Annotated in this window: 19 protein-coding genes, 1 tRNA gene and 1 other RNA gene; 10 read left to right on the top strand and 11 right to left on the bottom strand. The window is 70.2% G+C overall.

The window, feature by feature from the left end; all coding sequences use genetic code 11:
• Positions 1–18 precede the first annotated feature (18 nt).
• The 5 genes from RMT89_RS16380 to ffs all read right to left on the bottom strand — a co-directional run bounded on the left by RMT89_RS16380 (position 19) and on the right by ffs (position 7,573).
• The gene (locus tag RMT89_RS16380; protein WP_315884489.1) at positions 19–1,533 is read right to left on the bottom strand and encodes a N,N-dimethylformamidase beta subunit family domain-containing protein; all 1,515 of its coding nucleotides are present in this window, start codon (positions 1,531–1,533) and stop codon (positions 19–21) included.
• 233 nt (positions 1,534–1,766) lie between these two features.
• Entirely contained in the window at positions 1,767–3,524 is a 1,758-nt protein-coding gene (locus RMT89_RS16375; protein WP_315884533.1) for a hypothetical protein, read from the bottom strand.
• A 314-nt stretch (positions 3,525–3,838) separates the two neighbouring features.
• The gene (purD, locus tag RMT89_RS16370) at positions 3,839–5,089 is read right to left on the bottom strand and encodes a phosphoribosylamine--glycine ligase (RefSeq protein ID WP_315884488.1); all 1,251 of its coding nucleotides are present in this window, start codon (positions 5,087–5,089) and stop codon (positions 3,839–3,841) included.
• 109 nt (positions 5,090–5,198) lie between these two features.
• Positions 5,199–7,415, bottom strand: a complete 2,217-nt coding sequence (locus RMT89_RS16365) for a DNA polymerase III subunit gamma and tau (RefSeq protein ID WP_315884487.1) — start codon at positions 7,413–7,415, stop codon at positions 5,199–5,201.
• Positions 7,416–7,474: 59 nt separating this feature from the next.
• Positions 7,475–7,573, bottom strand: an RNA gene (ffs, locus tag RMT89_RS16360) — signal recognition particle sRNA small type.
• Positions 7,574–7,645: 72 nt separating this feature from the next.
• On the opposite strand from ffs, the gene RMT89_RS16355 reads away from it, so the two are divergent.
• Positions 7,646–7,730, top strand: a tRNA-Ser gene (locus RMT89_RS16355).
• A gap of 91 nt (positions 7,731–7,821) precedes the next feature.
• Here the strand turns inward: RMT89_RS16355 and RMT89_RS16350 are convergent.
• The 3 genes from RMT89_RS16350 to RMT89_RS16340 all read right to left on the bottom strand — a co-directional run bounded on the left by RMT89_RS16350 (position 7,822) and on the right by RMT89_RS16340 (position 10,608).
• Entirely contained in the window at positions 7,822–7,983 is a 162-nt protein-coding gene (locus tag RMT89_RS16350; protein ID WP_315884486.1) for a hypothetical protein, read from the bottom strand.
• 370 nt (positions 7,984–8,353) lie between these two features.
• Positions 8,354–9,175 (bottom strand): hypothetical protein, encoded by an 822-nt coding sequence (locus tag RMT89_RS16345; protein ID WP_158973327.1) that lies wholly within the window; start codon positions 9,173–9,175, stop codon positions 8,354–8,356.
• A gap of 137 nt (positions 9,176–9,312) precedes the next feature.
• Entirely contained in the window at positions 9,313–10,608 is a 1,296-nt protein-coding gene (locus RMT89_RS16340) for a hypothetical protein (protein ID WP_399498252.1), read from the bottom strand.
• Positions 10,609–10,863: 255 nt separating this feature from the next.
• On the opposite strand from RMT89_RS16340, the gene RMT89_RS16335 reads away from it, so the two are divergent.
• Positions 10,864–11,565, top strand: a complete 702-nt coding sequence (locus RMT89_RS16335) for a restriction endonuclease (protein ID WP_234312104.1) — start codon at positions 10,864–10,866, stop codon at positions 11,563–11,565.
• A 141-nt stretch (positions 11,566–11,706) separates the two neighbouring features.
• On the opposite strand, the gene RMT89_RS16330 is transcribed toward RMT89_RS16335, so the two are convergent.
• A complete protein-coding gene (locus RMT89_RS16330; protein WP_315884484.1) occupies positions 11,707–11,964 on the bottom strand; it encodes a DUF397 domain-containing protein in 258 nt (85 codons plus the stop codon).
• Entirely contained in the window at positions 11,961–12,842 is an 882-nt protein-coding gene (locus RMT89_RS16325) for a Scr1 family TA system antitoxin-like transcriptional regulator (RefSeq protein WP_315884483.1), read from the bottom strand. The genes RMT89_RS16330 and RMT89_RS16325 overlap by 4 nt, the downstream gene beginning before the upstream one ends.
• A gap of 220 nt (positions 12,843–13,062) precedes the next feature.
• Here RMT89_RS16325 and RMT89_RS16320 point away from each other — a divergent pair, with 220 nt between their 5' ends.
• Positions 13,063–14,400, top strand: a complete 1,338-nt coding sequence (locus tag RMT89_RS16320) for a hypothetical protein (protein WP_315884482.1) — start codon at positions 13,063–13,065, stop codon at positions 14,398–14,400.
• A gap of 55 nt (positions 14,401–14,455) precedes the next feature.
• Positions 14,456–15,160 (top strand): 2'-5' RNA ligase family protein, encoded by a 705-nt coding sequence (locus tag RMT89_RS16315; protein ID WP_315884481.1) that lies wholly within the window; start codon positions 14,456–14,458, stop codon positions 15,158–15,160.
• On the opposite strand, the gene RMT89_RS45955 is transcribed toward RMT89_RS16315, so the two are convergent.
• Positions 15,056–15,601, bottom strand: coding sequence for an ATP-binding protein (locus tag RMT89_RS45955; RefSeq protein WP_399498248.1), 546 nt, complete (start codon positions 15,599–15,601; stop codon positions 15,056–15,058). The two genes, RMT89_RS16315 and RMT89_RS45955, sit on opposite strands and share 105 nt — an antisense overlap.
• A 212-nt stretch (positions 15,602–15,813) precedes the next feature.
• On the opposite strand from RMT89_RS45955, the gene RMT89_RS16310 reads away from it, so the two are divergent.
• The 6 genes from RMT89_RS16310 to fxlM all read left to right on the top strand — a co-directional run bounded on the left by RMT89_RS16310 (position 15,814) and on the right by fxlM (position 22,415).
• On the top strand, positions 15,814–16,221 hold the full coding sequence (locus tag RMT89_RS16310) for a hypothetical protein (RefSeq protein WP_315884480.1): 408 nt from the start codon (positions 15,814–15,816) through the stop codon (positions 16,219–16,221).
• 8 nt (positions 16,222–16,229) lie between these two features.
• Complete coding sequence (locus RMT89_RS16305) at positions 16,230–16,397, top strand: hypothetical protein (protein WP_315884479.1); 168 nt, start codon at positions 16,230–16,232, stop codon at positions 16,395–16,397.
• A gap of 184 nt (positions 16,398–16,581) precedes the next feature.
• Complete coding sequence (gene fxlA / locus RMT89_RS16300; protein ID WP_315884478.1) at positions 16,582–16,785, top strand: FxLD family lanthipeptide; 204 nt, start codon at positions 16,582–16,584, stop codon at positions 16,783–16,785.
• 78 nt (positions 16,786–16,863) lie between these two features.
• Entirely contained in the window at positions 16,864–19,923 is a 3,060-nt protein-coding gene (locus tag RMT89_RS16295) for a lantibiotic dehydratase (protein WP_315884477.1), read from the top strand.
• Positions 19,923–21,098, top strand: a complete 1,176-nt coding sequence (locus RMT89_RS16290) for a lanthionine synthetase C family protein (RefSeq protein ID WP_315884476.1) — start codon at positions 19,923–19,925, stop codon at positions 21,096–21,098. Before RMT89_RS16295 ends, RMT89_RS16290 begins: the two co-directional genes overlap by 1 nt.
• Positions 21,099–21,185: 87 nt before the next feature.
• The gene (fxlM, locus tag RMT89_RS16285) at positions 21,186–22,415 is read left to right on the top strand and encodes a methyltransferase, FxLD system (RefSeq protein WP_315884475.1); all 1,230 of its coding nucleotides are present in this window, start codon (positions 21,186–21,188) and stop codon (positions 22,413–22,415) included.
• Positions 22,416–22,728: the final 313 nt, after the last annotated feature.

The raw sequence follows: 22,728 nt of genomic DNA, 5'->3' as shown, positions 1-22,728 counted from the left end.
CGGGTGCTCTGGGTGAGCTCAGTCACGCTTGCAGATGCGGTCCAGGAGGTTGGCGGTGGCGCGCTGGATGCGGGGGTCCACATGGCCCGGGCGGTCCAGGGCGGGGGACCAGGCGAAGGTGCCGGACGCGAAGACCAGGGCGCCGGAGGGGGCACGGTAGAGGGACGTCTCCTGGTGGCGGAGGGCTCCCTCGCCGTCGGTGTACGGGGAGTGCGCCAGCAGGATGCGCTCCTCGTGCTCGGGCAGCGCGGTGCGCGGGAAGTAGCGGTCGGCCTCGCCCGCGACCATGCCGTCGACTTCGTCGCCCTCGTGGGCGCCGGTGGCATCCCACAGCCAGTGCTCAGCGTTGCGGACGACCAGGGGGTGGGGCTCGGGGACCCGGCCCGCGTACTGGATGCCGACCAGCTGCTGCTCGGGGCGGTCGATCTCGCGCCACAGGACCGGCTTGCCCGGGCCCCTGCGTTTGCGGCAGGTCAGCAGTCGGTCGGGGACGCCGGACGGGGACGGGCCCAACTCCACCTGCCAGTACATGGTGTTGGCGGAGAGGAAGACCAGCGAGGTGCCGTGTTCCCTGGCCAGCTCGGCCGTGCGGCGCATGTGCGGGGACCAGTACTCGTCATGGCCGGGGAAGACCAGGCCGCGATAGCGGGTGGGGTCGACATGGCCGGCGTGCAGATCGCGGGCGTCGGCGTAGGCGACGTCATAGCCGTAGCGCTCGGCGAAGCGGATGAAGTCGTAGGCGTGGCCCACGTGCAGGGGGAGGCCCGCGCCGGCGTACGGGCGGTCGAAGGAGACGGTCGTCGCCGCGTCGGCCTCGCCGAGCAGCCGGCCGTTCTCGTCCCAGGCGTGGTAGAGGCTGGCGCCGGTGCGGCCGTCCTCCGGGTAGAGGTTGTACGCCTGCCAGGTGATGTCCGGCAGGAGCAGCAGCAGATCCGCCGGGTGGTTGTCGCGGATCGTGAACGGGATGTGGGAGCGGTAGCCGTCGACGGTGGTGAGGACGGCGACGTACGCGCCGATGCTCCAGAACGACGGGATCTGCAGCCGCCAGGACAGCCACCAGTGGTGGCAGGAGACCGTGCGGTCGGCCGTGAGCGGGGGCGGCTGGACGATGCCGGACAGGCGAGGGCTCGTCGTGATCTTCGCGGCGCCGTCTCCGCCGTAGTGGCCGATGCGGTAGATGTCGACGGCGAATTCCTGGGGCGGGTCGACGGTGATGTGGAAGTCGACGGCCTCGCCGGGGGCGACCGCGCCGGTGGAGGTGAAGCCCTTGATCTGGCGGTGCACGTCGTCGGCGGAGCGGGGGCCTTCGGTGCGGCGGGGGCTCTTGGCGTTACGGGGGCCGGGTACGCGGTGTGCGCCCGGGGGCGTCGGTGCGTCCTTGGGGGTGTCGACGTACCAGGGGACCACCTGGCCCGTGTCGTCGAAGTACATCTCCGTGCCACGGAGCCAGGGGACGGGGCCCTGGCCGAAGGGGTCCGTGACGGCGTGCGCGAGTGCTCCCGACTCCCAGCGGCGGATCTGCTCCGACCCCATGGTCGCTCCCCTCCCTCTTGCCCCCGTGGTCGTTATGGCGTTGTCGTGACGGTCGTATGTCGCAAGCCCTTGCCATGTGCGCGATCGGTCCCAGCACATCACATTGCGCACGCATGCTGTCACTATTCGTTGCGAATTGGCCGAAAGTGGAATTCGAGGTTCCGGTAAGTGGGGGCTCGGCCGGGGGTGCTGTGGGCCGTTCCGGGGCTGTTCTGGGGCTTGTGCTGGGGCTGTCAGACGAGCCGTACCGGCTTTTCCGGGCGTATGCCGGATTCGATCAGCCAGGCCTTCAGGGGGGCCGGGTCGCCCTCCTCGATGAGGCTGAGGACCCGGGGGGTGAGGTCGACGGCGCGTTCTCCGTTGACGAGGAGGGTGGGGCCGTCGAGCCAGTCCAGGCCGGGGGCGGCGCCCGCGGTGTCCATGGCGGCGCAGCAGACCATGGCGGTGACGTGGTCCGCGAGCAGTTCTCGGGGGGAGCGGGGGGGCTGGAGGGGGAAGAGGGGGAGGGTGCCGTCGTCCCAGAGGGGGGTGTCGGGGGTGGGGGTGGATTCGGGGGTGGGGGTGGCGGACTCTTCACGGGCGAGTTCGGCGGTGAGGCCTGCGGCGAGGGCGGCGCTGCGTTCGTTGTCGGGTTCGTCGGCGTCGCGTTCCACCCTCGGAGTGTTCCCGTCTTCGGCCTCTGTCACGGTGCCCTCGGCGGGTGCGGGCTCGGGCGTTGCCGGGCCGTCCGGGGTCGACAGGTGGTCCAGGACCCTGGACAGGGTTGGGCCGCCGGAGTGGGGGCCGGGGCGGCGGACGCCCAGGGTGTCGAGGACTCTGTGGAGGCGGGCTGCGTCCGTGCGCCATTTGCGGTCCACCACCTCCTCCGGGTACTCCTGCCAGCCCACCGGGGACCAGTCCGGTCCCGCTTCCGCGGGGCCGCCGTGGAAGAGGCGGGCGGCCAGCAGCGAGGCCGCCTCGTCCACCGCGCCCGGCTCCTCCAGGAGGTCACAGGCGGGGCGTTCGCCCAGGCGGGAGGCGAAGCCCTCGGCCAGGCGGTCCCGGCGGGAGAGTTCTGTCAGGGCCGCCACCACTCCCGCGTCCAGGCGGGACGGCCAGCGGCCCATCCGCCAGGCCGGGAGTGCCACTCGGGTCAGGAGGCGGTCCCAGCCCGCGTAGGCCAGGCCGACCTGTTCCTGGGCGACGATGCGCAGACCGTAATCCACAGCCTGTGCACGCTCCGCCGCCGCCGCGGCCACCCCGCGCTCCATCTCCGCCGCGTGTTCCCGGCAGCTGCGCAGCAGCAGGCGGGAAACTCTGCCGACGCCGGACAGAGCGGCCCGGGACAGCGGACCCCGGTTCGGCGCCGAGGTCACCGCCACCGCCGCGTCCAGGCCCCGTACGAAACGGCGGGCCGCGGCTATGTCGGGGTGCGCCGAGGGTCCCGTGCCGGCGACCACCGGGGCGAGGACGGCGCGGAGTTCGCCCACGCGCATCCACCACAGGAACGGGGAGCCGATGACCAGGACCGGGGCCGCCGTGGCCCGGCGGTGCGGGCCGCGCAGGCCGCCCGTGAGCTCGTCCCGGTCCTCGCGCGGGGGCGGGCCGTGGGCCGGGTGGGTGCGGTCCTCCAGCCAGCTGTCGCAGTCCGGTGTGAGCGCTATCGCGGAGGGTGCGGGGACGTCCAGGCGGTCGGCCAGGTCACGCACCATCCGGTACAGATCCGGCGCCGAATCCTCCACGATCGGGACCGTCGGACTGACGGCCGGCCGGGAGCGGGCCACGACCAGCGCGATTCCGCCCGCCGCCAGCAGCACGAGCACGGCGACACAGCTCACGGCCCAGCGGGCGGCATGCCAGCCGGGACCCACGAGGTGGCCGGTGGAACCGCCGGCCAGCAGCACCACGGCGAGCGCCGCGGGCAACAGGGCGACGGCCAGCGCCCGGCTACGGATCCGCAGCACGGCCAGCGCCCGGGAACGCGCGGTCTGCGCGCCCGCCTCCACACCCATACCGGTCACGACCGGACCTCACCCCCTCCCCGATGCGCGGGCCGTCAAGGCTGCGCTGCCTGTCCAACCTGTCCTGGTGTTGGTCACTCCCCCACTGTGGCACCCGTCACTGACATCGCAATGCCGGTGGGCCAAGTGCCGGAACGCTTGCGCCGCACCCTAGTTGGGGGCCAGGCCTCCGTCAGCCGGATGGGGCATCGGTCACTCGATGGAATGGCTCTGGGGAAAGGTGGATGACGGACAGCAAGCATCGGGCCCCGGTTCCTGAGACGGAACCGGGGCCCGGAGGGTTCATCGGGAGGGGTGACGACCGCCTACTCGGCGGCCGCCTTCGCCGCGATGTCCGTACGGTGCTGGGAGCCGTCGAGGCGGATCCGGGCCACCGCCCGGTACGCGCGCTCGCGGGCCTGGGCCAGGTCCTCGCCGGTCGCCGTGACCGACAGGACGCGGCCACCCGCGCTGACCACGGCGTCGCCGTCGGTCTGGGTGCCCGCGTGCAGGACGTACGCGTGCGGGGCGTCCTGGGCGGCGACCTCGTCGAGGCCGGTGATCGGGTCGCCGGTGCGCGGGGTGCCGGGGTAGTTGTGCGAGGCGATGACCACGGTGACCGCGGCGTCGGCGCTCCAGCGAAGCGGCGGCAGGTCGGCGAGCTCGCCCTTGGCGGCGGCCAGCAGGACACCGGCCAGCGGCGTCTTGAGACGGGCGAGGACGACCTGGGTCTCCGGGTCACCGAAACGGGCGTTGAACTCGATCACGCGCACACCCCGGGAGGTGATGGCGAGACCGGCGTACAGCAGCCCGGAGAACGGGGTGCCGCGGCGGTGCATCTCGTCGACGGTGGGCTGGAGGACGGTTTCCATGACCTCCTCCACCAGCTTGGGGTCGGCCCAGGGCAGCGGGGAGTACGCGCCCATGCCGCCGGTGTTCGGCCCCTTGTCCCCGTCCAGGGCCCGCTTGAAGTCCTGGGCGGGCTGCAGGGGCAGGACCGTCCCGCCGTCGGTGATGGCGAAGAGGGAGACCTCGGGGCCGTCGAGGAACTCCTCGATGACCACCCGCTCGCAGGCGTTGGCGTGCGCCCGCGCGGCCTCCAGGTCGGCGGTCACGACGACGCCCTTGCCTGCGGCGAGACCGTCGTCCTTGACGACGTAGGGGGCACCGAAGGCGTCGAGGGCCTCGTCGACCTCCTCGGGCGTGGTGCAGACGTACGACCGGGCCGTCGGGACCCCGGCCGCCGCCATCACGTCCTTGGCGAAGGCCTTGGAGCCCTCGATCTGCGCGGCCTCCCCCGAGGGACCGAAGACCGGGATGCCCGCGTCGCGCACGGCGTCGGCGACCCCCGCGACGAGGGGCGCCTCCGGCCCTACGACAACCAGGTCGGCGCCGAGCCGAGTGGCCAGCGCGGACACGGCGGCGCCGTCCAGGGCGTCGACCTGGTGCAGCTCGGCCACCTCCGCGATGCCGGCGTTGCCGGGGGCGCAGTGCAGCGCGGTGACGTCGGGGTCGAGGGACAGGGAGCGGCACAGGGCGTGTTCGCGGGCGCCGCTGCCGATGACGAGGACCTTCACGGGGGTCAGCCTAACCGGAGCGGGGATGGCGGGATTGTGCGGGCTGCCGAAGGGGGCGGTGGGCAGGGGTTGTGGGTTCGTACGAGGCCAGGCTCGGTTCGAGAGGCGGCTACTCGTTCGTGAACTCCTCGACCACCGTCGCGCCGAGCTCCCGGACGATCAGGTCGTAGCCGGACAGGGCCGATTCGTTGAGGTCCGGATCGTCGTCCTCCGGGATGTCGTCCTCGGGGGCGACGGGGGGTGGGGGCTCCGGGGCCGGGGGCCGGTCCACGGGGGCCGGGGTGCGGGGCGCTGGGGCGGGCGCCGCCTGTGCCGGAGCCGCGGGGGCGGGGGCGGGGGCGGGCTGGGGAGGCGCCGGGCGCGTGGGGGACGCCGTAGCGCCACCGCCGCCGTAGCCGCCTCCGCCGTAACCGGAAGAACCGCCCTGCGCGGGGGCCGGGCCGCCGCCGCCCGACGGGTCGACGATCGCCTCGACCTTCCACTGGACGTTGAACTGCTCGGCGAGCGCCTGCCGCAGGACGTCCTCGCTGCCGCTGCTCGCGAAGTTGTCGCGGGCGCCGGCGTTGACGAAGCCGAGTTGGAGGGTGGTGCCGTCGAAGCCGGTCACCTGGGCGTTCTGGCTGAGCAGGATCCAGGTGAAGCGGCGGCGGTTCTTGACGGACTCCAGGATGTTCGGCCAGAGCATGCGGGGGTCGAGGCCGCCGGTGGGGGCGGCCGCGGGCTGCGGGGCAGGGGTGGGAGCAGGGGCTGGAGCGGGCGCCTGAGCGGGGGGGCTCGGTGCGGGAGCAGGCTGGGCTCCGGTGCCGGTGGGGGTTGCGGTGGGCCAGCCACCCGGGCGGCGGCCGCTGCCGGCGGTGGTGGCGGTGGGCCAGGCGCCGGGGGCGGGGGTGGGCGCAGGGGCGGGCGTGGGTGGTGCCGGCGAGGGCTCGGGTGCCTGAGGAGCCGGGGTCGGCTCCGGTGCCGGGGCGGGCCGGCCGTCCGGGGCGGGCCGGCCGTCCGGGGCGGGCCGGCCGTCCGGGGCGCCCGGACCCCGTACCGCCGCACGGGCCACGGCCGGGCCGCCGCCCGGCGGAACCGCGGCGCCCTGGACGGGACCCTGGGCCTGCGCGTGGGCCTCGGGCCCGGGGACGTAGCCCATCGCGGGAGCCGCGCCGCCCCCGGAGAAGTTCACGCCGCGCTCCAGCCGGTCCAGCCGGGCCATGACCGAACGCTCGTCCCCGTACGCGGCGGGGAGCATCACGCGCGCGCAGATCAGTTCGAGCTGGAGCCGGGGCGAGGTGGCGCCCCGCATCTCGGTGAGGCCGTCGTTGACGAGGTCGGCGGCGCGGCTGAGCTCGGCGGCGCCGAAGGTGCCGGCCTGGGCCTGCATACGCTCCAGCACATCCGCGGGGGCGTCGATGAGCCCCTTGTCCACGGCGTCCGGGACGGCGGCGAGGATGACGAGGTCCCGCAGCCGCTCCAGCAGGTCGGCGACGAAGCGCCGGGGGTCGTTGCCGCCCTCGATGACACGGTCGACGACCTCGAAGGCCGCGGCCCCGTCACCGGTCGCGAAGGCCTCCACGACGGAGTCGAGCAGCGACCCGTCGGTGTACCCCAGCAGGGAGGTGGCCATGGCATACGTCACACCCTCCTCCCGCGCACCGGCGAGCAGCTGGTCCATGACGGACATGGAGTCACGCACGGAACCGCCGCCGGCGCGCACCACGAGCGGGAGTACGCCGTCCTCGACGGGGATGTTCTCGCGCCCGCAGACCTCGGCGAGGTACTCCCTGAGGGTCCCGGGCGGCACGAGCCGGAAGGGGTAGTGATGGGTCCGCGACCGGATCGTCCCGATGACCTTCTCGGGCTCGGTGGTGGCGAAGATGAACTTCAGATGCTCCGGGGGCTCCTCGACGACCTTGAGCAGGGCGTTGAAGCCGGCCGACGTGACCATGTGGGCCTCGTCGATGATGTAGATCTTGTAGCGGCTGGAGGCGGGCCCGAAGAAGGCCTTCTCCCGCAGCTCACGGGCGTCGTCGACACCACCGTGCGAAGCGGCGTCGATCTCGATGACGTCGATGGAACCGGGGCCGTTGCGCGCCAGGTCCCGGCAGGACTGGCACTCCCCGCACGGGGTCGGCGTAGGACCCTGCTCACAGTTCAGGCACCGCGCGAGAATCCGAGCGCTGGTCGTCTTGCCACACCCGCGCGGACCGCTGAACAGGTACGCGTGATTGACCCGGTTGTTCCGCAGCGCCTGCTGCAACGGGTCGGTGACATGCTCCTGCCCGATGACCTCGGCGAACGACTCCGGGCGATAGCGGCGGTACAGCGCGAGAGACGACACGCATACGAGGTTATAGGCGCCCACTGACAACCCGGCCCCACGTACGGCCTCCGCCCGGAAACGCAAGCGCCCCCCACGCACCCGCCAGAGCCAACCTACCCTTGCTGCCTTCCGGCCCTGGGGGAGTTCAGTCAGATAGCGCCGCGTGAGGGGCTCCGCACAGAGTACCCGACGTCAGCAGGTGGGAACGAGTTCGCGAGCACCCTTCTCGGTCATGTAATGTTTCCGGCGGAGGATTCGCCTAGAGGCCTAGGGCGCACGCTTGGAAAGCGTGTTGGGGGCAACCCCTCACGAGTTCGAATCTCGTATCCTCCGCAGCCGCCCACCTGGGCAAACGAAGGCTCCGACCGGATCTCGGTCGGAGCCTTCGTCGTTCCGTGGTTGCAGTTTTGGTTGCAGTTCCCGGTTACGGCCCGTTGAGGACCGCCCGGCACACGCGGCAGTACATCGCCGCGTACCGCCCGTACCTGCGCATCAGCTGGCCGCACCTGGCACACGGCCCCAGCTCCCACATCGGGCATCCCAGCGCGGCGGAGGCGGCGGCCCGCTCGACTGGCGTGATCCGCATCGGACCACCAGAGCCCCCGCACGGGCGTGCGCGGGAACGGTGATGCCACCAGTCGGCCAGCCGTGGTCGCGGATGGGCCGGGCGTCGCTGACGAACCAGGCTTCTTCTCCTGCCCGGCAGGTGCGGTCGATCTGCTGCTCGGCGAAGGTGATCACGTGGTCGTCCTCTCGGCCGAGGCTGGGGGAAGAGGCGTCCGTTCGCCGACGATCTCCTCCCACAGCGTGCGGTTGTCCGCCGGCTTGTGGGCGCTGTTTGGAACTGACCACTGACCGTCTGCAGGCGAAGCTGTAGGCCGGGCATAGCTCTTTATCGCGTCTCAGCCATCGGCGACGCAGTCGGCCGGGGCTGCTTCAACAGATTGACAGTCGGATCAGAGTCCAGCGTGCTGAAGCAGCCTTCGGACGATGCTGGTGATGATCAGCATCCTGAAGCGCGCCTCGTCTGCGTTGGATCGGCCAGGGTGGGGCCCATCGGGGTGCGAGATGTCCCAGGCCCCCTGCAGGAGTCGGCCCCACTTTGCGGGTACAACCTTCTTCTGGTCGACCATGAAGTTGATGGCGTTGCCGCCCGAGGTGCCCGTGTAGCCGTACTTCTGCGCGACTCGAAAGGTCACGTCTTCGAGCATCGGGCGGAGGGCGCCGTTGCTGGCCTCGTAGTTGTGATGGTTGAGGTTGTCGACAGCCTGCTTGTAGTGGTTGAGGGCGACCTCAAAGCCGGCGGCGCCGAGTTGCGCCTCCAGACCGCTGATCTCCTTGGCCATCTCGACGCCCGGCGCTTCAGTCGGACGGATGTGATAGACGACGGGCCCCTTGCGGATTTCGATCCAGCTGTCGAGGTCGGCCTCCTTCTGGATGTTCGGGTCGTCCCACTGGAGGTCGTAGCCGTCTGCAAGAAGGGCGTCCTTGAGCTGGAACAGCAAAGTCTCTGGACCCAGTTCGTCGGGGTGCCGGAAGCCGCTCGTCTGCTCCTTGGCGAACGCAAGCAGGCCGCGGTGGGCGTCCTTGTCGCCCTTCTGCGCCGCTCGCCGGGCGTCCATCAAGACCGTCTGGACGAGCCTCTCTTTGGAGGATGCCTCGGTGATGAACCGGTCCAGGTTGGCGGCGAGCAAGCTCGTGTGGATCTCCTTCGCCGTTCGCGTGACAGCGATCTTGATCAGGACGGCCAGAGTGGGACTCGAGAGGGTCTGCATCACAGCGAGACATCCTCGGTGACCGACCACCGTTCCGTCCTGTGGTTTCTGAGATCAGCGCTCGGGCTCGTCGGAGATGGAGAGGCTGCGGCCTGCGTCCTCGGTCGCGGTCAGCCGTGCCCGCTCACCGCCTCGGGTGGTCATTCGGGGTCAGGCACTGCCAGGTTCACGAGCCTCTCAGCAAGGCGTCGCATCGGGTCCCAGTCACTCCCAAGGGGGTCCTCCCCAGCTTCGGCGGATCGGAGCATCTCCTTGATGCGCCTCTGGACGTGGGGTTTGTTGACGAGCTCCCCTTGGCGATCGTTCATCGCATCGTTGCGGCCCCTCCATCGGACCGGGACCAGCTTCCCGTCTGTTCCAAGAAGGCAGTTCTGTCCGAAGTAGAACTCCACGGAACATGCACGACCTGCCACGTCGTCGACGGAAGCCCCTGAGGGGCCTTCGGTCGGATAGGCATGTGCATAGTCGAGGTCGGGCAGCCTACAGACTGCGTAATGTTCAGGCAGAGGAGTGCTGGCAAGCAGCTTTTCAGCTTGCCGACCTGCCGTGTCGTCGTCCAAGATCCCGATCACCCGGTTCATGACGCCGGCCGCCGCGAAACTTCTCATGTTTTTGACGACCTGATCGACGCCACCAGCGGCCTTCATCGTTTCGATGTCCCAGAATTTGAAGTATCCGGCGATTTCGGGACGGACGAGTCTGAGCGCCCGAGGTATGACCTGGGCGTCAAACTTGCCTTCGGTGATCACGATGATGGGGCCTGTGTTCGCTGTGAGTGAGCTCAACTCTCGGATGGCCTGGGCAGACAGGTCTTCAGAGCTGTTGCAATAGTCGGCCGCCAGAAGGTCCGACAGGTCCATCGTCACTGTGTTCTGCGAATCCTGGCCATGCAGGATGGCTGCAAGGAGGAACCTCGGATCATCCGAGTCGTCGTCAAAATGGTATGCCAACGCCTCTAGGCAGTTCAGCTCCACCAGGTCGAGATGCTTGTCGTTGAATCCGTAGCGGGTGCAAGCCTTGATATGGGCTTTGAGTCCGTTATCGACGACCTGCTCGGGAGACATCTGATGAGGTGTTTGCTCGGTGATCTGGTTCCCAAATACAAGGAGGATGTCTTCTGCTTCCCCGTTCTCTTTGAGGTTCGATCTGCGGATCTCTGCCATCGAGCGCCTGCTGGCCTCGGGCGTGAAGCCCATGAGCTTCAGTCGGGCAAGGACGGTTGCGACTGTGGTGCGGTAGCCAAAACGGTCAAACGTGTCGACGTCATCGTCCAACTCGATGAGCGTTGCAAATTCCTGAAGCTCTGGCGGGATCTCTTCGCCCAAGGGAACGCTGTTGAGCTGGTCGACGGCTTGAGCCCAGTCGTCCTGCATGTACTTGTCTTCTTCTTGGAAGATGGCCATGAGCCGCGACGGAAACTTGTTCTTGCCGAACATGACCTGCCGCTCCCCCAGCAACAGCCGCCATCTGTCCCCCACGAGCGTCTCCGTTTCAGTGCCGGCAACGAGCCATGGTGATGATGCCAAGGATGGGGTCGATGCGAGTCATCGGCTTCGGTGCCGACCAAGCTGACGTCGACCGGCAATCGGCGAGACCTTCAGGATCCGGACATGGCCAACTCGCTCCCTTCTCGCGCTGCCTCGGGCTGATCAGACTGCCGTACACGGACCTGTGGAGGAGGAGTTTCGAGCGTGGCTGGGCGTAGACGGGGTGCGGCTGCTCGCAGGCGGCGGGCGGCGCGGCTTAAGGCGGTGGCGGCCGGCGGTGGTCTGGTGCTGGTCCTGCTGGTGGTGTTCTGGTCGGCCGTGTGGCCGTACATCACGGGCGCACTGGTCCTCGGCGGCGCCGGAGCGGCGGCCTGGTGGCTGTGGCGTACGGACCGGCTCGTGCGCGGGCGGGACCGTCTCTGGCGGCAGGAAGAGGCGGTGAAGGCCGGTCACCGGACGCTCGCCGAGGTGGACGCGATGACCGGCACCGAGTTCGAGGACCTGGTCGCAAGCCTGTGCCGACGGGACGGCTGCACGCAGGTGCGGCGGGTGGGCGGTGCGAACGACAACGGCGCCGACGTCGTCGGCCGCCTTCCGGACGGCCGGAGCATGGTGATCCAGTGCAAGCGCTACGCGCCGAGCAGCACGATCGCGAGTCGCGAGCTACGCGATCTGCTGGGTGCCAAGGTGCACTTCGGGGCCGACCTGGCGGTGTTCGTGACGACCACGCGCTTCAGCCGCCCCTCCGAGCGGTTCGCCGTGCAGCACGGCATCCTCGCGGTGCACCGCGACCACCTCGCTCTGTGGAACAACGGAGCCTCCCTGCTCTCCCTGAGTGAGGTGAACGGCCGCGGCCAGGGAGACTCCCGGCACCGAGCGCGCTGGAAGCGCGCGTACGGGAGATGACCGGCTTCGCGGGTGCGCGAGACCGGCCATGTCGGACGTTTCGCAGCGCGGCCTCAGTCAGCGCCACGCCGGTCGTGAGACCCGAGACGCCTACGCCTACGACGGCGACACGTCTCTCTCCTCTACGCCCCAGCTCTCTGCTCAGCCCAGGTGCTCACCGATTGCTCCGCTGGCGATTCCGCCAACCAGCGCGCGCATCGCCGTCTTCGGGAAGAGCAACAGTCCACGGCTGATGTCCTTTGAGTCGCGCACTGCGGCATGTTTGCCCAGGACAGCGACTTCCAAGCAGTCGTTCGCACCCCCGCTGTACGAACTCTTCCGCCAACGCGCGCGTGCGAGGTCGACGTCGTGCCGGGCTGCGGTGACGTCGTGCGGGGCGGCCATGCGGGGCGTGCTCACTCTTCGAGCTCCTTGCTGATGCGTGCGATATGGGTGCGGGTCTCCGACGGGTCGAGGGCGCTGTCCCTCAACTGATCGAAGATTTCCGTGTAGTTGTCCACGTCCTCCGGGGACTCGAGATACACGGAGTTCTTGGGGTTCTCCAGCCACACCAGATCCGGCGTGGGGTGCGGGAACGTCAGGATGACGAACGGGCCGTACAGCCCGGGATGCGCGCCGAGCGAGAACGGCAGGAGCTGCACGGTGACGTTCGGCCGCTCGCTCGTCTCCACCAGCTTCCGCATCTGGTCGCGCATCACGTCAAGGGAGCCGACCGTCCTGCGCAGCACGGCTTCGTCGAGGATCGCCCAGAGCCTGGCAGGGGCCTCACCGCCCAGGCGGCTGTTCTGCCGCTCCATGCGTACCCTGACCAGGGACTCGACCTGTGGCGGGGACAGGTCCTTCCTCATCTGGGAGATCACGGCACGCGCGTAGTCCTCGGTCTGGAGCAGCCCCGGCACGAGCATCGGCTGATAGCTGGCGAGGTGCGTCGCGCCGGCCTCCAGCGCGAGGTACCCGTCGTAGCGCGTCGGGGTGAGCACCGTCGAGTACTTCCGCCACCAGGGCTTCTGCTGCTCCTTGTCCGCCCGTACGAGGTCGAGCACGTCGGCGCGCCGATGCTCGTCGTCGACGCCGTACAGGTCCAGCAGTGCCCGGACGAGGACCGGCGTCGTACCACGTTCACCGTTCTCGATCCGGCTCAGCGACCCCTGGTTGACCTCCAGTTGGTCGGCGACCTCGGTGAGGGTGAGCCCGGTCGCGTCACGCAGTTCCTTCAGCCGTGCCGCGAGCTGTCGCCGGTACACCGACTGCGGGACCAGGCTTCTCTTCAAGGCCATGCCGGAAGTCTCTCCGTACCGGCGACACCTCTACAACCCATACGGGTCAACTTCACCAGACATATTGCCTAGTTGGTGGTTGCGTCGGCATGCTGTCAGGAGTCGCGCCGCGCGTTGGTACGGGCGTGCGCCGCAGCCGACCGATGGGCGAGCAGGCCACGACCTCGCTACCGGCACGCGCCTGCGCGTCGGTCCTTACGCCGTACCAGGAGGGTGGGCCATGCCACGGACAACGCTGCTTAGGCAGCTGCTCCAGCAACGGCACCTGACGACGCACGAGGCTTTCGCCGCGCAGTACGAGCGGGCCGCCGCCCGGCTGGCAGAGCTCGACCGAGACCCCCGCCTGGCGTCCCTCCAGGTCTCTCCACGTCAGTTCGACCGCTGGTACGGCGGGGAATTGCTGACTCTGCCCCGTCCTGACGCCTGCCGGGTTCTGGAGCACATGCTGGGCAGACCCGTGTCCGAGCTGTTCTCCACGGCGTACGACGGCGACTCCGCGCACGACCGCGACGAGGAGTCGAGCACGGGCCGGCAGGCGACGAGTGCGCCTCCGCCACCCGACGACGAGAACCCACTGGACATCGTCACCCGGACCCGGCAGCTCACGGCCAGCAACGCCGACGACGCGACGCTCGCCTTCCTCGATTCCTCGCTGGAGGGCATCGCCAGCCGGTACGAACAGGACGGGCCGTACGTCCTCCGCCCCCAGGCCCGCCAGCTACGGCAGCTCGCCCACACCCTCCTCGACGGCCGCCAGCCCCCACGCACGCGCCGGGAGCTCTTCCGCCTCGCCGCCCGCGCCTCCGGCCTGCTCGGCTACATGGCGGTGAACACGGGCGACTTCGCGCTCTCGGAGGCGTACTGCACCGAAGCCCGGGAGCTCAGCCGTGAGATCGGCGACCTGGACACCGACCTCTGGGCGTGCGGCACCCTCTCCTTCAGCCTCTACTACGCCGGCCGGTACGACGAGGCGGACGCCTGCGCAACCGCGGCCGTCGAGCGAGCCCCACGCCACGCCCAGTGCATCCGCCTGCTCGCCAACGGCCGGGCCCGGGCCCTCGGCAAGACCGGCGACCAGCGTGCCGTCGAGCAGACCATCGGACAGGCACTCCGCCTCTCCGACCTCCACGAGGTACCCGTCGGGCTGACCTCCTGCATCTCCTTCGAGCCGTACGGACGGGCCAGGACGCTGGCCAACGCCGTCACGTCACACGTGGCGCTGCGCAACACGGCCCAGGTACTGCGCGACGCCGAGCACATCGACGATCTGGTGGAGCACTCGGCCTCCTCCTGGAGCCGCTCGCTCGTACGCCTCGACGTCGCCACCGCGCTGCTGCAGCAGCGCACGCCCGACATCGACCACGCGATGGCGCTGGGCCGTGAGGCCCTGCGGTTGTGCGGAGGCACACCGATCAGCTCCGTCTACCAACGCTCCCGTGACCTGCACGAGCAGGCCGGGCCGTGGCGTGATCATTCGGCGGTACGCGATTATGGCGATGAGTTCCGTGCCTGGAGCTCGCAGCCAGCGGCCCTGGCCATGGCGTCATCCGCGTCTTAGGCGCTGTTGATGTCGTCGTGCTCCGGGGCAGTGTGAAGCCGAAGGAGTACGCCGGGTGCCCCTGCTCAGCGCCGACCCCGCCGCGTTCCCCGCCGAGCCTCCCGCCGACACGCACGATCCGGCGGTCACCGCGGCCCACGACTGGGCGGCGTTCAGCGCACTCGACGAGATGACCGACCACTGGGCACGCCCCGGCTGGTCGGACGGCAGCCGTGCGTACTACTGGATGCTGACCTTCCCGGATGATCAGCGGCTAGCCGCTCTCGCCGGGCACTGCCAGGAGGAGCTGGCACCCCTCGGCCTCGACCCGGTGCCGGCGGACGGACTGCACATCACCCTCGCCCGAGTCGGAACGCCCGGCGTCGTCACCCCCGGCCAGCTGGACAGCCTGGCGCGGGACACCGAGGCGCTGCTGCCCTCCGCGTTCTCCGTACGCGCCATGCCGCTGGCCGGCTCCCGAGGCGCCGTCCGCCTGTCCCTCGGCCCCTGGGAGCCCCTGCTCCGGCTGCACCACGCGCTGGCCAAGGCGGGGAGCAGCGTCAGTCTGGCCCCGAAGAAGCCGACGTCCGCTTTCCGGCCGCACCTGAGCCTCGCGTACAACAACCGCCGGCGCCCCGCCGCGCCCGTTGTGGAGACGGTCTCAGGACTTCGCGCTCTACCAGCTGTCGAACTCTCCGTGTCCGCCGTCCAGTTGGTGGAGCTCCGCCGTGAGGGGCGGACCTACCGCTGGGATGTGCGGAGGAACGTCACGCTCGGGTAGCCCGCTGGCGCCCAAGGCGAGAACCACGACCACTTCCTTGCCGATCGCGGTCGGCCGGACGGACCACGTGGAGGCCAACTCCCCGACGAGCAGCAGTCCGAGACCACTGCCTGTCAACTTTTCTACCGACTCCTCCACGGAGCGTGCCCGGACCCTGGAGACATCCCGTCCCGCGTCATGGACTCGCAGTACCGCCACGTTCCGGTAGACCTCCACGCACATGCAGTCCGGTCCGCCGACTGTGTGCCTGAGCGCGTTGCCCACGAGCTCCGAGGCGATCAGAACGGCATCGTCGACCCGCTCCGGCGCGGCATGGCCCTCGAGGAGCTCTCGTACGTGTCTGCGCGCGAGGCCCGAAGGCTCGGTGCAATCGGCCAGCTTCACCCAATGACGCCGTACTGGCGTTCGCCTGCAGAGGCGCTCTTCGTCCACCGCGTCCATCGCCACTTCTCGTTTCCGCTTGGCACTGGACCGATCAGCCTCGCTACGCCTGAGCCGCGGCGGTACGCCACGGCTCCGCCTCTTCGCGCGCCGCCGGACGGCGGACGAACGGCGTGCTGACGGCGTACCGCCGCCGACTGACCCCGGCGAGGCTCTTCGTCGAGGCGCCGGACCCTTGGCGTCTCGGCTCACCTGGCTGGAGGTAACGCGGAATGAGCGGCAGTGCGAGGCAGACCGCACCAAACGAGGTGCCCCCGGGCACGCGCCTGGTGTTGTACGCCTGTCTGCCCGCGTCACTCAGGGAGGCCGCCGACCACAGCGTGGCCAGCGCACGGCGGTACGTGGCCGATGCCGGCTGGGAGGCGGTCGAGACGTTCGTCGACCGGGCGGCACCGTTCGAGAGCCGCGCCCTGTGCGAGGGCTGGCACAACGCTTTGGCCGCGGTCGAGCAGGGGAAGGCGGCCGGGATCGTCACCCCTCTGCTCGTGATGCTGGGGCATCTGGAGGAGGACAGGGCGAACCTCGCTGCCTGGCAGGCTCGCACCGGAGCGCTGATCACGACCCCGTGGGCGGTCGTCGATGCCGCAGGCGCCACGGTCGCACGGCGGTCGGCGGCGTGATGGCCCGGATGCGGCAACGGTCGCTCCGGCAGATGCTCGGCCAGGTCGGATGGGTGCTGCGGCATCCGGCTACGTATGTCGGTCGGTTCGGCTTCGGCACCTTCCAGATGCTGTTCCTGCCCGTCCTGGTGACCGGCACAACCTTGACCACGCTCTACGCGGGCCAGTCCCGGTAGCCCCGGCCCGTGTCCTCGACCCCCCTCTCCGGATGCTCCGAATCCATGTCCCCCACGGAATCCGATCAACCGGAGAGGGGCCGCACCCAAGGTGCGAACGCAGAAACCCGGCCCGCGGCAATCCACACGAAAGCCGGGCAGCACGACGAACCGTTCGGATCCTTCAGACAGAAGAGGAAGTGCGATGACCGCAACCATGCTCAGCCCGATCACGACGGCCACCACCGGGGCGTCCGCTGCGACGGCCGCCCCTGGGGCACCCGCCGACCCGTTCGACGTCGACCTGACCATCATCACGGAAATCGGCGCCGACCTGCTCCCCAAGGCGTGCGGCACCGGTGACGGGTGCGCGGCCTCCTGCGCCTCGTCCTGCGCCAGCGCCGTCTGACGGGGCTCGCGCACGGGGTCGGGGGCGCAGCCGCCCCCGACCCCGCTCGTTCACAGCACTGATGGCGGAGGCATGGGGATGGGAAGCGACGGAAAGCTCTACCAGCACGCGGGCGCGGCGCTGCTCCGGGCCGCCGCGATGCCGCTGACGGGTCTGCCGACATGGTGGCCTGACCCGTCCGACACGGAGGCGTGCGGCAGGTGGCTGAGGCATGTGTGGGCCGATGCTCGGTTCGCCGACGCAGTCCGGCAGGCGAGCGGCGATCTCGCCACGCGGGTCGACGCGATCTGCGCCGGGCAGCCGACACGCTCCAAGCAGGTCCGGCGCGCCGCCATGGCCACTGTCCGCTACTTGTTGCGCGCCACCGGGCGACCGACCCCGTTCGGCCTCTTCGCGGGAGTCACCGCGGCCAGCGTGGGTTCGACGCCACACGTGAGGTGGGGAGATGCACATCAGGCCGTGGCGCGGGTGGATACCGAGTGGCTGGACGACGTCATCGTCCGCCTGGAGGCGTGCCCGATCCTGCTGGAGCGCCTGGATGTCGTCCTCAACAACCTGGCGGCGCGCCGCGGCGGGCGGCTGCATGTCCCGCACGGCGGACCGATGGGGGCCACCGTCCGGCGCACCAGTGCGGTACGCGTGATCGAGCGCCTCGCGGGCGGGCCGGTCCGCTTCGCCGCCCTCGCCGAGCAGTTGGCCGCCTCCTTCCCTCAAACCGAGCTGCGGAACATCCGCACACTGCTCGGCGCGCTGGTGCGCGAGAAATTCCTGATCACCAATTTGCGCGCGCCGATGACCAACACCGATCCGCTGTCCCACCTGATTGACCGGCTGCACGGCGCGGACGCGGGCACGATGCCGGAGGTCGCGCCGGTTCTGCACGAGCTGGAAGCGGTGCAACGCGCCGTACACGAGCACAACCGGCGCCCGGCGAGCACGCAAGGGCTGGCTCGGGAGGAACTCACGGGGCGGCTACGTCGGCTCTCCGACGCGGGCCGAAGCCCCTTGGCCGTCGACCTGAGGCTGGATGCCGAAGTACGGATCCCCGAGAGCGTCGCGCAGGAGATGGAGAGAGCTGCCGATGCTCTGCTGCGGCTCACCCACCGACCGACGGGCCAAGGTGTGTGGAAGGAGTACCAGGTCGCGTTCTGGGAACGATACGGCACCGGCACCCTCGTACCGGTGAAGGAGGTCGTCGACCCAGCGTCCGGGCTCGGCTACCCGGCCGAATACCCGGGCAGCCGCATGACCGCACCGCCCCCAACAGTCTCCGAGCGTGACGAGCGGCTGTTGGCCCTGGCCTGGCAGGCGCTGGCTGACGGCAGCAGGGAGATCGTCCTCACCGACGACCTGATCGACCGCCTGGCCGGCGATGCGCCGACCGGGCAGGAGGCACCGCCCCACGTGGAGATGTGCGCGCGTCTGCACGCCGACAGCCTGTCCGCCCTGGAACGCGGGGACTTCACACTCACGGTGACACCGGCCCGCGCCGCGGGAACGCTCACCTCCCGGTTCACTCCGGTCGCCTCCGGCACGGGACTCGACGAGGTCTACCGCCAAGCTCCCACGGGCGTCGAGAACGCGCTGACCGCGCAGCTCTCCTTCCCGCCCCTCTATCCGCACACCGAGAACGTCGCCCGCATCCCCGCTTATCTTCCGCACGTGATTCCGTTGGGCGAGCACCGCAGCCTCGACAACAACACCGCGCCGACGGTCATCGACGTCGACGACCTCGCGGTCACAGCCACGCACACCCGGCTGTACCTGGTCAGCATCTCCCGCCGTCGCTTGGTGGACCCGCAGGTCTTCCACGCCATGGCCCTGGACAAGCAACCCCCGCCCCTGGCCAGGTTCCTGGCGCACCTGACCCGCTCCTTCGGCCCTGCCTGGACCAGCTTCGACTGGGGGCCGCACGGCGCGCGGCTGCCGTTCCTGCCGCGCGTCCGCTACGGGCGCGTGAACCTCTCTCCCAGTCGCTGGAACCTGACCGCTGACGACCTTCCAAGCCGCGGCGCGGACATGCGGGAGTGGACTGACGCCCTCGGCCAGTGGCGGAAGCGGTGGCACTGCCACGGTGCCGTCGAGCTGCGGGAGGACGACCGGACACGGCGGCTCCAACTCGACGTGCCCGCCCACGCCACCGTCCTGCGCACCCACCTGGACCGGGAAGTAAATGCCGTGCTCACGGAGGCGCCGGCCGAGGAGACCTACGGCTGGATCGGCGGCCACGCCCACGAGATCGCCCTGCCGATGACCAGCACCTGCCCGCCGATACCCGACCCGCTCTCCGGCTTCCTCCCCGTGCTCACCAACAGCACCCTCGGGCCCGTACCGGGGGCGGTGCAGGCACCCTGGCTGAACGCCAAGATCTACAGCCACCCCGAACAACTCGATGAGCTGATCGGCACCCACCTCGCGCGGCTCGTGACCCAACTCCCAGGTACACCCGAGTGGTGGTTCGTCCGCTACCGCACCCCGCACGACCTCGACCACCTGCGCCTGCGCATCCGCACCCGCACCCGCAGCCCCGGACAGTACGCCGCCTGCACTGAGCTCGTCGCCGGATGGGCCGCCGGGCTGCGCCGCGAGGGGCTCAGCAGCAGGCTCGTGTTCGACACGTACACCCCCGAGATCGGCCGTTACGGCCCAGGCGCCGCCCTGCGCTGTGCCGAGGCGGTGTTCACGGCCGACTCGGCCTACGCCCTCGCCGCCCTGCAGGGCCCCGGAGTCGACGGCGTCGGCGGACGTGCGCTGGCCGCGGTCGGCATGGTGGACATCGCCTGCGGCTTGCTCGGCCCCGACGAGGGTATGAGGTGGCTGGCGAACCGGCCCGCGCCTCCGGCTCGCGTCGAGCGAGGCGTCAGCGACCAGGCCATCGAACTCGTTCGCCGCACTACGCCTCATGCCCGGGGCTGGGGCGAAGAGCTGGCCCAAGCGTGGCACCGTCGCGCCGTGGCCCTGGCGCTGTATCGCGAGAGCCTCGCCGAGAGCATGGACCTCGATTCCGTCCTGGAATCCTTGCTGCACATGCATCACAACCGTCTGCGCGGCGTGGACCGGGAGGACGAGGGGATCTGCCGCCGCCTTGCCCGTCAGTCCGCCGTCGCATGGGCCGCCTGGCCGGGGGAGAGCCGCTGATGAACTACGACGCGCCGCCCACACCCACCGGGCCCGGCTGGGGGCAGTCGCTGTACTCCGGCGCGGCGGGAGTCGCGCTGCTGCACGCCGTCAGGGCCCACACCGGCGAAGAGGACCGGGACGCGCTCCGGCCGTGGGCTGCCGCCATGCTCAAGGGCCCTATCCAGGCCGCCCCTGAGGCATGCGGTTTGTACGAGGGCGCTCCGGCCGTCGCGTACGTCCTCAGCTTTACGCACACGAACTTCGCCGCTCGCGCCCTGGCGACCCTGGACACACACCTCGCCGACGTCACAGGCCAACGACTCCAGCGTGCACACGGCCGCATCGATCGCGGCGCGTTGCCCACCCTGGGCGAGTACGACCTCATCAGCGGACTGACCGGGCTGGGCGTTTACCACCTGCACCGCGGCCACAAGACGGAACTTCGGGACGTCCTCGTCTACCTGGCGCGGCTGACGGAACCGATCACCATCGAAGCGCAACGTCTGCCCGGCTGGTGGACGGGAGACAGCCCCGATCTGCGACCGACACCGCGATGGCCCGGCGGACACGGCAACCTCGGCCTCGCCCACGGCATCACCGGACCGCTGGCGCTGCTGGCCACGGCCCTGCGACACGACCACACGGTGCCCGGACAGACGCAAGCCATCACCCGAATCTGCGACTGGCTCGACCGGTGGCGCAACGGCACCGGCTCGCACGCCTGGTGGCCGGACCTGATCACCCGAGCCGAACACCGACGCGGCGAACTCCAGCGCCCAGGACCGAGACGCCCGTCCTGGTGCTACGGCACCCCCGGCATCGCCCGCGCCCAACAACTCGCCGGCATCGCCCTCGGCGACCGTGACCGGCAACGGCAAGCCGAGCAGGCCCTGGCCGGATGCCTGGCCGACGACCAGCAGCTCGCCCAGCTCACCGACACCTCCCTCTGCCACGGCTGGGCGGGACTCATACAGACCGTCTCCCGTGCCGCCACCGACGCCCTCGACGACGAACTCGCGTCGCATCTACGCCGCCTGAACGTCCGGCTCAACAAGCACCTGGACCACAACGGACTGCCGGACGGCGCCGGCCTGATGGACGGCACGGCAGGCATCCACCTGGTCCGTCTCACCGACCCCGTCAACACGGCGATCACCGCCCCCTGGGACCGCTGCCTGCTCCTGACAGGGTGACGCCGCGAACCGCATCCGCACACCAGAACAAATGAGAACGATCTACCCCTGCCGTACGCACAGCCGGGCACCTTCCGAAAGGACGCGATGAACACCACCACTGGAGCCTCCCCCGAGGACCTGCGCAACCGCCTGGTCGACGCCATCCTGAAAGAGGACCTCTCCGGCCTCCGCGACGCACGCGTCGAGACCGCCATGCGGACCGTACCCCGCCACGCCTTCCTCCCCGACGCACCCATCGAGGAGGCGTACGCCAACAAGAGCGTGACGATCAAGGAGAACCCCGACGAGGACGCACTCCCGCTGAGCTGCGCCTCCCAGCCCGACGTCGTGCACTTCATGCTGATCCAGCTCGCCGTCCGCGAAGGCGACAACGTCTTCGAGATCGGGGCCGGCACCGGCTACAACGCCGCCCTTCTCAAGCACCTCACCGGGAAGTCCGGACAGGTCACCACATGCGACATCGCCCCCGACGTGACCGCCTACGCCCGCCGGACGCTGGACGCCAACGGATACGAAGACGTTCGCGTCGTCACGAGGGACGGCGCCCTCGGCGCCCCGGAGTTCAGCCCGTACGACCGAATGATCGCCACGGTCGGCATGTGGGACCTTCCCGGCGCCTGGTGGGACCAGCTCGCTGTCGGCGGACGCCTCGTGGTCCCACTGCGGTGGCGCGGGCTCTCCAGGGCCGTGGCCTTCCAACGCGAGGAGGGTCGGATGCGGTCCGACTCCGTCAAGATGTGCGGCTTCCTCCCGGTGATCGGCCAGGACGGAGAGCGGAACGATTACATCGACGACGACCGGCTCGTCAGGCTCTACTGGGACGAGGACCAGTCCATCGCCCCGGAACTCCTTCGCGACGCGCTCACACGAACGAAGTCGGTCGTCTGGACCGATGTGACGGTCGGCCCCGTCGAGTCGTTCGACGGCGTCTGGCTGCGGCTGAGCGCCACCGAGCGAGCGACCTGCCGCATCACTGCGAAGCCCGCAGCGGTGGAGGCCGGCCTCCACCGCCCCGCGTCACCCGCCCTGAGCCCCGCCCTCGTCGAGGGGGACTCCATCGCGTACCTCACCCTGGAACGGACCGCCGAAGCCCCCGAGACAGAACCCCGGTTCCAGCTGGGAGCCGTCGGCTACGGCCCGGCCGGCGCCGATCTCGCCGAGCGGATCTGCGCGCAGATCCGCGCCTGGAGCCCGGCCCGGACCGCCGAACCCGTGGTCACGGCCTACCCCGCGGACACACCGGACGGCGACCTCGCCGACGGAGCCTTGATCGACCGGCCCTCCGTGCGGCTCGTCATCGCCTACTGCTCCTGACGCCAGGGGGCGTGGCCGTTGGCAGGTGCGGCCGCGCCCACCGAACGAGAACAGAGCGGCGTTGGAGCACGGGGGTCAGCCCTGCGCGAGGTTCGCCTCACAGTCGGTGCACCGCCGCACGGCCCGTCGCCTCGGATTGCCCGCGGTGGCGGTCGCCGGAGAAGCACTGCTCAACCGCTCCCAGAGCCCAGGTGGAGGATTCGGGATCCACCCCCACCGCGGGGGCCGTACGTCGTCCTCGGTCATGTGGTCGCACCATCCGGGCCTGTGCGCGACCTGCTTCGGGGAGATCAGGATCGTGTCATCCGGGTGA

Origin of the sequence: Streptomyces sp. P17, assembly GCF_032436805.1 — a bacterium.
Classification (GTDB): domain Bacteria; phylum Actinomycetota; class Actinomycetes; order Streptomycetales; family Streptomycetaceae; genus Streptomyces.
The sequence above is the reverse complement of the archived record's forward strand: the minus strand, read 5'-3'. Positions and strand labels throughout refer to the sequence as shown.